The 8,896-nt window shown below is 58.5% G+C and carries 6 protein-coding genes and 1 pseudogene; 3 read left to right on the forward strand and 4 right to left on the reverse strand.

Annotated elements, in window-relative coordinates:
- Nucleotides 1-261, forward strand: a pseudogene (locus RSF91_RS19010) (alpha/beta hydrolase); the annotation flags it as partial.
- A gap of 3 nt (nucleotides 262-264) precedes the next feature.
- Nucleotides 265-822, forward strand: a complete 558-nt coding sequence (locus RSF91_RS19015) for a DUF2946 family protein (RefSeq protein WP_332569881.1) — start codon at nucleotides 265-267, stop codon at nucleotides 820-822.
- A 108-nt stretch (nucleotides 823-930) separates the two neighbouring features.
- On the opposite strand, the gene RSF91_RS19020 is transcribed toward RSF91_RS19015, so the two are convergent.
- From RSF91_RS19020 to RSF91_RS19035, 4 genes are all read right to left on the reverse strand, one after another.
- Nucleotides 931-1,800, reverse strand: coding sequence for a c-type cytochrome (locus tag RSF91_RS19020; RefSeq protein WP_332569882.1), 870 nt, complete (start codon nucleotides 1,798-1,800; stop codon nucleotides 931-933).
- A 195-nt stretch (nucleotides 1,801-1,995) separates the two neighbouring features.
- Nucleotides 1,996-3,432 carry an efflux transporter outer membrane subunit gene (locus RSF91_RS19025; protein WP_332569883.1) on the reverse strand — a complete coding sequence of 479 codons (1,437 nt, stop codon included), beginning with the start codon at nucleotides 3,430-3,432 and terminating at the stop codon, nucleotides 1,996-1,998.
- Complete coding sequence (locus RSF91_RS19030; protein WP_332569884.1) at nucleotides 3,425-6,604, reverse strand: efflux RND transporter permease subunit; 3,180 nt, start codon at nucleotides 6,602-6,604, stop codon at nucleotides 3,425-3,427. The genes RSF91_RS19025 and RSF91_RS19030 overlap by 8 nt, the downstream gene beginning before the upstream one ends.
- Before the next feature lie 14 nt (nucleotides 6,605-6,618).
- On the reverse strand, nucleotides 6,619-7,920 hold the full coding sequence (locus RSF91_RS19035; RefSeq protein WP_332569886.1) for an efflux RND transporter periplasmic adaptor subunit: 1,302 nt from the start codon (nucleotides 7,918-7,920) through the stop codon (nucleotides 6,619-6,621).
- A gap of 230 nt (nucleotides 7,921-8,150) precedes the next feature.
- Between RSF91_RS19035 and RSF91_RS19040 the strand changes: the two genes are divergently transcribed.
- Nucleotides 8,151-8,771, forward strand: coding sequence for a TetR family transcriptional regulator (locus RSF91_RS19040; RefSeq protein ID WP_332569885.1), 621 nt, complete (start codon nucleotides 8,151-8,153; stop codon nucleotides 8,769-8,771).
- Nucleotides 8,772-8,896 lie beyond the last annotated feature (125 nt).

Consider the following 8,896-nt stretch of genomic DNA (forward strand, 5'->3'; position numbering starts at 1 on the left):
TCGGCCAAGCCCTTGCTCAAACAGGTGGCTGTGCCGCTGCTGCTGCTCAATGCGCTGAATGACCCGTTTGTGCCCGCGTACAGTCTGCCCACGTTGAGTGATGTGAGTGCATCGGTGCAGCTGTGGCAGCCGCCGCATGGCGGGCATGCAGGTTTTGCCAGCGGAGCATGGCCGGCCCATGTGCAGGCCATGCCGCAGGCGGTGACCCAGTGGCTGGCGCAGTGGTTGCCCGCGCCGCAACAGAACAACAAGGAGAGATAGCGAATGGATGACATCGTGAAGCAGGCCATGGCCAAGTGGCCCAATGTGCCCGCCTGCAGTGGCTGGCTGGGTCTGGATGCACGCGGGCAATGGTGGCTGCGTGACGATCAGGCGCAGGCCTGTGGTGCTTTTACCAGCGGCAAGCCCGGAGCCAAGGGCAATGCGCTGCGCCATGAAAAGCTGGCCGACTTCATTGCCCGCAACTATCTGGCCGAGGCTGATGGGCGCTGGTACTTTCAGAACGGCCCCCAGCGCGTGTATGTAGAGCTGGAATCTGCTCCGTGGATATGGCGTGTGCGCTGCACAGAGCAAGGTCTGCAACTGCATAGCCACACCGGGCAGGAGTTGCCAGTGGCGCAGGTGCAGCAGGTGGTGATGGATGAGCTGGGGCGACTGTTCCTCGCCCTGCCGCAAGGTCTGGGCATGGTGCACAGCCTTGACATGCTGGATGCCGCCAATGCGCTGGAACGCGGTGATTTGCCCGAGGTGCAGGAGCTGAGCAGCGCCTTGCTGCCCGAACAGTTTGGCTTTGTGCTGAGTCCTGCTGCTATGCAAAATTGATAGCTGCTTGCGCTTATATATCAAGCGATAGAGGCCAAAAACGATAAAACCGGCTCAAGGCCGGTTTTATCGTTTGAAGTGTGGGCCGCTTAGTTGCGGTTGCGCAGCTTACTTGGCTGCATCCACCATGTACTGGATGGCGGCCTTGAAGTCTGCATCAGATGCCGTAGAGCCGCCCTTGGGTGGCATGGCGCCCACGCCTTGCGTGGCTTTTTTCACCATATCGTCCATACCCTTGGCGATGAAGGGCGCCCAGGCCGCCTTGTCACCAAACTTGGGTGCGCCGGCCACGCCGCTGCTGTGGCAGGCCATGCAGGTCGTGTCATAGATGCTCTTGCCCACATTCGATGCGGCCGCTGGTGCTGGCGCAGCCGTTGCGGGGGCGGCTTCAGTGGCAGGCGCTGCAGCGGGTTCGGCGGCTGCTACAGGTGCTGCGGCAGGGGCGGGTGCTGCATCGGCACTGGCTGCACCCGCTGCACCGGCAGGGGGCTTGGGTTCAGGGAAGTTGCCACCAGCGGCATTGGCCATGTAGACCACGCCGCGGGCAATTTCTGTGTCATTGAACTCGCCACCGCCTTGGGCTGCCATGGCGCCCTTGCCGGCCAGAGCGGAATGGACCAGTGTGTCCAGACCTTGCTTCAGGCGAGGGCCCCAGGCTGCAGTGTCCTGAAACTTGGGAGCACCGGCGGCGCCAGTGGCGTGGCAGGCCGCGCATTGCGATTTGTAGACTTCTTCACCACCGCGCAGAGGGCGGTTGGCATCACGGATCTCAATCGTGCCCACTTTTTGCAGGCGCACGGCCTTGGCCATTTCGGGATTACCGGTGCCAGGGCCTGTTGTCTCTGAGGAGGTCACGAACTTGACCAGGCCGATGATGACAAAAATGGGCACCACAAACGAGAAGAGGACAGCCAGCAACAGCTGCTTTGGTTTTTTGATGGGGCCGGTATGGGCTTCTTCGTGGTGTTGCTCGCTCATGAAGTCCTCTGAGATCGTGGGATAGGGGTTAACAAACCATTATAGAAGTGAGGGTTAAGAATGCCAGTGCACGACGATACGGGTTGACGATCGCTGCATAAAGGAGTTGAGTTGGATCAACCTTGGGCAATTTGTGGTGGCCCAAGAAAAAAGGCGTCCGAAGACGCCTTTGTGGATGGCTGCAGAAACTGCGGCTTATGGGGTGCCCGTCGCTGGGGCAGCAGCGTTGTTGCTGGCCATAGGCTCAGTCCAGCCGCCACCCAGAACCTTGTAGAGGTTGACCTGGTTTTGCAGCTGCGCCAAGCGCACTTGCACCACGGATTGCTCCAGTGCAAACAGCGAGCGCTGTGCATCCAGCAAGTCCAGATAGCTGGCCACGCCGTTGGTGTAGCGCAGGTCAGACAGCTTGTAGCGAACTTGCTCGGCTTCCAGCTGGCGCGACTGGGCGTCAAGCTGATCTTTCAAGGAGCGGCGGTTCACCAGCGTGTCAGACACTTCGCGGAAGGCCGACTGGATGGAGCCTTCGTATTGCGCCACGGCAATTTTCTCGTTGGTCTCTGCCACTTTCAGGTTGGCGCGGTTGCGGCCAGCGTTGAAGATGGGCAGATACAGCGAAGGCGCAATGGTGAAGGCGGCAGAGTCAGAGCTGAACAGGTCAGACACCTTCGAGTTCACAAAACCAGCCGATGCGGTCAGCGAGATGTTCGGGAAGAACAGCGCGCGCGCCGCGCCAATGCTGGCGTTGGCGGCAATCATGCTTTGCTCGGCCTGACGGATGTCAGGGCGGCGCAGCAGCAGCTCAGAGGGCAGGCCCGATGGCACATCGGCCAGCGCAGGCAGCTCGCGCAGCTGTTTGTCTTGCATGCTGCTCAGCAGATCGGCGGGTAGGGTCTGGCCTGCGAGCAGGGTCAGTGCATTGACATCACGCTCGCGCTGACCGGCTTGCAGAGCCAGTGTGGCGCGGGCGCTTTCGGTCAGAGACTGAGCCTGGCGGTAGTCAAGCTCGGAAGTCACGCCTGCATCCAGGCGCAGCTTGGTCAGCTTGATGGACTGCTCGCGTGTGCTCAGCGTGCGGCGCGAAATGGCCAGCAGCTCTTCATCCGCCTGCAGGTTGAGCCAGGTGTTGGCGACATTGGCAATCAGGCTGATCTGCGCGGCCTTGCGGCCTTCTTCTGTCGCCAGATACTGGGCCAGAGCTTGCTGCTTGAGGCTGCCGATGCGGCCCCAGAAGTCAATCTCCCAGCTGGGCATGGACAAGCCCACCATGTACGAGTTGCCGTAGCGGCCCGTGATGGTGCTGGGTTGGCGGCTGGCGTTGCCGCCAACGCCGACTTCAGGGAACTGGGCTGCACGCTGAATCTGGTACTGGGCCTGAGCTTTCTCGATATTGAGCACAGCCACGCGCAGGTCGCGGTTGTTGTCCAGCGCCAGTTGAATGACTTGCTGCAGACGTGGGTCCGTAAAGAACTGCTGCCAGGGAATATCCGCCGCCGCTGTAGCGCCCGCCTGCTCATTGGCGGCAGAGAAATGCTCTGCCACCGGGGCGGCAGGGCGATCCAGCGTGGGGATGAAGGAGCAGCCGCTGGTCAGCAGCGCGCCGGCCAGTGCTACGGGTAGCAAGGTCTTATTCATGTTGCGAGCCTCCCTGTGCTGCAGAAGTTGCTGCCGGGGGATTGGCGTTGGAGTCTTGTTTGGATTTTTTGCCAAACAGATTGAACACGGTCACAAAGAACACAGGCACCAGGAAGACGGTGATTGGCGTGCCAATCACCATGCCCCAGAACACGCCGGTACCAATTTCCTTCTGGCTGGCTGCGCTGGCGCCGGAGGCGATGTACAGAGGCACCACACCCAGAATAAAGGCCAGCGAGGTCATCAGAATAGGGCGGAAACGCAGATGACCCGCTTCCAGTGCGGCTTCCAGTGCGGTTTTGCCTTCGGCATGCAGGTCCTTGGCGAACTCCACAATCAGAATGGCGTTTTTGGCCGAGAGACCAATGACCGTAATCAGCGCGACCTGGAAGTAGATGTCGTTAGGCATGCCGCGCATCAGCACACCAGCCACTGCGCCGAACACGCCCAGAGGCACGACCAGCAGCACGGACAGTGGAATGCTCCAGCTTTCATACAGGGCAGCCAGACACAGGAATACAGCCAGAATGGAGAACGCGTAGAGCAGCATGGCGGAGGAGCCAGCCTTCTTTTCGTCCAGCGACTGACCTGTCCACTCGAAGCCGAAGCCTTCAGGCAGATCCTTGGCCAGCTGTTCCATTTCCTTCATGGAATCACCGCTGGTAAAGCCGGGTTTGGCCTGACCAGTAATGCTCATGGAGGGGTAGCCGTTGTAGCGAGTCAGCTGCATGGGGCCGCTGATCCACTTGGCGCTGACCATGGTGGACAGCTCAACCAGTTGGCCCTGTGCGTTGGGCACGGTCAAACGCATCACGTCTTCAGGCTGCATGCGGCGAGTTGCATCGGCCTGAATGGTCACGCGTTGCATGAAACCGTTGTTGGGGAAGTCCGTAGAGTTGGACGAACCCAGTGCGGTTGCCAGCGTGGAGGCCAGATCGCTCATGTTGACGCGCTGGGCATAGACGGCATCGCGGTTGATGTCTACCTTCCATTGCGGTGCGTCATCCACGCCATCAAAGCGTACGCCAGTCAGAACCTTGCTCTGGTTGGCTTTGGCAATCAGCTGGTTACGTGCCTCCAGCAGTGCAGCATGGCCCTTGCCGCTGCGGTCTTGCAGGCGGAAGGTGAAACCATCGCTATTGCCCAGCTCAGAGATGGACGGCGGTACCAGCGTGAAGATGAAACCATCGCGCAGCTTGGACATTGCGCCCATGGTGCGACCCGCAAAAGACTTGGCATCCGAGCCGGGGGCGGTTCGTTGAGTCCAGTCTTTGAGTGTGGTGAACGCCAGGCCCACGTTCTGACCCTGACCCATGAAGCTGAAGCCCAGAATGCTGACGATGTGATCGACTTCAGGCTGGCTCAGTACAAATTGCTCCAGTTCTGCAACGGTCTTGCTGGTGCGCTCCAGGGTTGCACCGGGAGGCAGCTGCGTCAACGAGATGACGTAGCCCTGGTCTTCGCTGGGCAGGAAAGCGGTGGGCAGTCGCATGAACATGAAGATCACGCCAGCGATGACAACCAGATAGACGATGAAGGCTTGTGCGGAACGCTTGACCACACTGGAGAGTGCGGAGGAATAGCGCTGCGTACCAGCGTCAAACTTGCGGTTGAACCAGTTGTAGAACGGACCAAGCAGGCCGGTCTTCTTGTCGTGTGCATGGCCCTTGGGGATGGGCTTGAGCATGGTGGCGCACAGCGCGGGCGTCAGCGTCAGCGCAAAGAAGCCGGAGAAGAAGATCGAGATGGCCATCACCAGCGAGAACTGGCGATAGATGTTGCCTGTTGCGCCGGAGAACGCAGCCAGTGGCAAGAACACGGTCACCAGAATCACGGTAATGCCAACCACGGCGCCTTGAATCTGGCCCATGGCCTTGATGGTGGCGTCCTTGGGCGACAAGCCTTCTTCGGACATGATGCGTTCGACGTTTTCCACGACCACGATGGCATCGTCCACGACGATACCAATCACCAGCACCATGGCGAACATGGCCAGAATATTGATGGTCAGGCCGGCCATCAGCATCACGGCAAAGGTACCAAGCAACGCGATAGGCACCACGATCGTGGGAATCAAGGTGTAGCGGATGTTCTGCAAGAAGATCAGCATCACGATGAACACCAGCACAATGGCTTCAATCAGCGTGTGCACCACCTTTTCGATGGAAATTTTCACGAACTTGGAGGTGTCGTAGGGCGAAGACCACTTCACGCCGCTAGGCAGGAAGGGCTCCATCTCGGCCATCTTGGCCTTGACCAGTTTGGCCGTTGCCATGGCGTTGGCGGTCGAAGTCAGCTGTACAGCCATAGCCACGGCGGGTTTGCCGTCCAGGCGGGACTCGAAGGCGTAGCTTTCGATACCCAGCTCGATGCGTGCCACATCCTTCAGGCGCACGGTTGAGCCATCGGAGTTGGAGCGCAGTACGACTTGACCAAACTGCTCAGGTGTTGTCAGTTGGCCGGGGACGACAATGGTTGCCGTGGTGCTTGTGCCCGAAGTGCTGGGCAGGTCGCCCAGAGCACCACCAGAAATTTGCTGGTTTTGCGCGGCGATGGCGGCATTCACGGATGTAATCGACAGCCCAAAGCCTTGCAGCTTGGCAGGGTCGATCCAGACGCGCATGGCACGACCCGCAGCGAACAGCTGGGCCTTACCCACGCCATCCAGACGCTGGATTTCAGGCACAACATTGCGGTTTACATAGTCGGCGATGTCGTCACGCGAGGTCTCCCCGGATGCGGCTTGAAAAGCCAGAATCATCAGGAAGTTGCTCATGGACTTGTCGACCCGCACGCCAAGGGCCTGAACCACCTGTGGCAGACGGGGCAGAACACGAGCGAGGCGGTTCTGCACGTCCACCTGAGCCAGGTCAGGGTTGGTGCCGGGGGCAAACGTGACGGTCAGGGTACCTTGACCGCCCGCAGGAGCCGAGGACTCCATGTACATCAGACCTTGCGCGCCGTTGATTTCGCGCTCGATCAGTTGCAGTACGGAGTCCGTCATGGTCTGTGACGTAGCGCCCGGGTAGGTCGCGGTCACGTTGATGGTGGGGGGGGCGACCGATGGGAACTGCGCCACCGGTAGCTTTGTGATGGAGATCACGCCCGCAATGATCACGAAAATCGCAATCACCCAGGCAAAGATCGGTCTGTGAATAAAAAACTTAGACATGGATCGTATGCCCGTTATTTGGCCGTTTGAGCGTCGCCAGCGCCTTCAGCCGCCGCGGGTTTGTCTTGGGCGGGTGCTTCTGGTGCCGCCGGAGCAGGCTGGGGCTGAGCGGCCGGGGTGGCGTTAAATTCCACAGGCTTGACCTTCTTGGCACCCATGCCAACCTTGATCAAGCCATCGACCATGACCTTTTCGCCGTTCTTCAGGCCGGAGGTCACAACCCAGTTGTTGCCGTTGGACTGGCTGATTTGCACAGGGCGAGGGGCCACAGATCCATCTTCGGCAACGATCATGACAAAGTTGCCTTTTTCATTGCGAGTTACGGCCTGCTGAGGAATCAGCACCGCGTTTTCAATCTGAGCTTGCTCCAGGCGCACGCGTACATAGGTGCCGGGCAGCAGCATTCCATCAGGGTTGGGTAACTCTGCGCGCACGCTGACTTGGCCAGTTGTCGGGTCTACAGACAGATCGGTAAACAGCAGCTTGCCGGTGTGGGCGTACTCCTTGCCATCGTCCAAATAGACGTGGACGCGGGCTGCGTTGTCACCTACTTTTGCTAACTTGCCAGAAGCCAACGCTTCACGCATGCGCATGATTTCAGAAGACGACTGGGTCAGGTTCACATACAGCGGGTTGACCTGCTGGATGGTTGCCAGTTGCGTGGCTTCACCTTGGCCAACCAGTGCACCTTCTGTCACCAGTGCACGACCAATTCGGCCGGAGATGGGGGCTGTTACGCTGGCATAGCCAAGGTTGACGTTGGCATTCGTCACTGCGGCCTTGCCTGCGACCACTTGAGCGAGCGCTGCCTTTTCGTTGGCGATGGCGGTGTCGTACTCTTGCTTGCTGATGGCATTAGCCTCAACCAAGGGCTTATAGCGACGAGCAGTGGCAGAGGCCTGAGCCAGATTGGCTTCTGCTTGTGCCAATGTTGCTTGGGCGCTTTGCAGGTTGGCCTTGTAGGGCGTGTTGTCGATCTGGAAAAGCGCCTGGCCGGCTTTGACGTCAGAGCCTTCCTGGAACAGACGCTTTTGCACGATACCTGCTGCACGGGCGCGAACTTGTGCAATACGAGAGGCTTCGAGGCGGCCGGGGAGGTCAGAAATCAAAGGCACGCTTTGCAGAGAGACCGTAACCACGCCCACTTCGGGTGGCTGTGCTTGCGCTGCAGCTTGTGCTTTTTGAGGATCTTCTTTTTTGTCACCGCAGGCGGCAAGGCCCAAAGCTGCAATCAGGCTCAGGCTTATGGCCATGGAGCGTGTGCAGGAGGCGGCAAAATTGGGCTGATTGTCGAGAGCCTTGTGTTCTTCATACATCGTGTGCATGAACGTCCTTCCGGTTGACATTGTGGAAAAGAGTAAAGAGCGCAGTCCGGGTTGGAGCGCTCATTTAATAAGAGTAATCCCTAGGGGAAACTTTGTGCATCAGTGTTGAAGAAATTATACATACATGCATAAATGTATAATTGAAAAACCTGCGTAAAGGCGGGTAAAGCAAGCTTTTCTCGTCGTGCATTGCTGCGGGCGAGTGATGAAAAGGGTGAGTAATGGCTCGAAGAACCAAAGCAGAAGCAGATGAGACGCGCACCAAGTTGCTGGATGCAGCAGAAGAGGTGTTTTTTGAAAAAGGCGTGTCCCGAACATCACTTGGGGATATTGCGCTGCGTGCAGGGGCGACGCGAGGGGCGGTGTACTGGCATTTCAAGGACAAGATGGATGTCTTTGTTTCCATGCTGGGGCGCATATGTCTGCCTTTCGATGAAATCTGCGACGACCGCTATGCCGAGTTGCCACCACTAGAGCGTATTCGTCACTCTATTCAGCACGTCTTCGAGAGTCTGGATGAGGATGTGCGTAGGCGCAAGGTCTTTGAAACAGCACTCTTCAAGATGGAATATGTTGGAGAGCTGGCCGATGTGCGCTTGCAACACGTTAAAAACTCATGCGAGGCTCGTGAGAAGTTTGCGCGAGATCTGGCGGCGGCCGCCGAAGAGCAATCGGTGCAGCTGCAAGTGTCGCCAGAGGAAGCTGCATTAGGTCTGCATTCCCTTTTTGTGGGCCTCATCCATGGCTGGACCCTTACCGAAGGCAGTTTCTCATTGCTTAAGGTTGGGTCGATGTCGGTGGATGTCTATTTGTCTGGATTAGGATTTCGACTGAATTTGTGATTTGGGTGCTCAAACCCGTGCATAATTGCGCCTGTTGAATTGTTGTTGGTTGTGCAAGCGATCTAACGGGTTCGCGGCTGTAGCTCAGTGGATAGAGTATTGGCCTCCGAAGCCAAGGGTCGTGG

This window comes from Comamonas sp., assembly GCF_036643215.1.
Classification (GTDB): domain Bacteria; phylum Pseudomonadota; class Gammaproteobacteria; order Burkholderiales; family Burkholderiaceae_C; genus Comamonas.

Excerpts from the sequence above, each read along its gene's own strand:
- RSF91_RS19035 (WP_332569886.1), bottom strand. The coding sequence starts at position 7,920 with ATGTATGAAGAACACAAGGCTCTCGACAATCAGCCCAATTTTGCCGCC.
- RSF91_RS19025 (WP_332569883.1), bottom strand. The coding sequence starts at position 3,432 with ATGAATAAGACCTTGCTACCCGTAGCACTGGCCGGCGCGCTGCTGACC.
- RSF91_RS19020 (WP_332569882.1), bottom strand. The coding sequence starts at position 1,800 with ATGAGCGAGCAACACCACGAAGAAGCCCATACCGGCCCCATCAAAAAA.
- RSF91_RS19040 (WP_332569885.1), top strand. The coding sequence starts at position 8,151 with ATGGCTCGAAGAACCAAAGCAGAAGCAGATGAGACGCGCACCAAGTTG.
- RSF91_RS19030 (WP_332569884.1), bottom strand. The coding sequence starts at position 6,604 with ATGTCTAAGTTTTTTATTCACAGACCGATCTTTGCCTGGGTGATTGCG.
- RSF91_RS19015 (WP_332569881.1), top strand. The coding sequence starts at position 265 with ATGGATGACATCGTGAAGCAGGCCATGGCCAAGTGGCCCAATGTGCCC.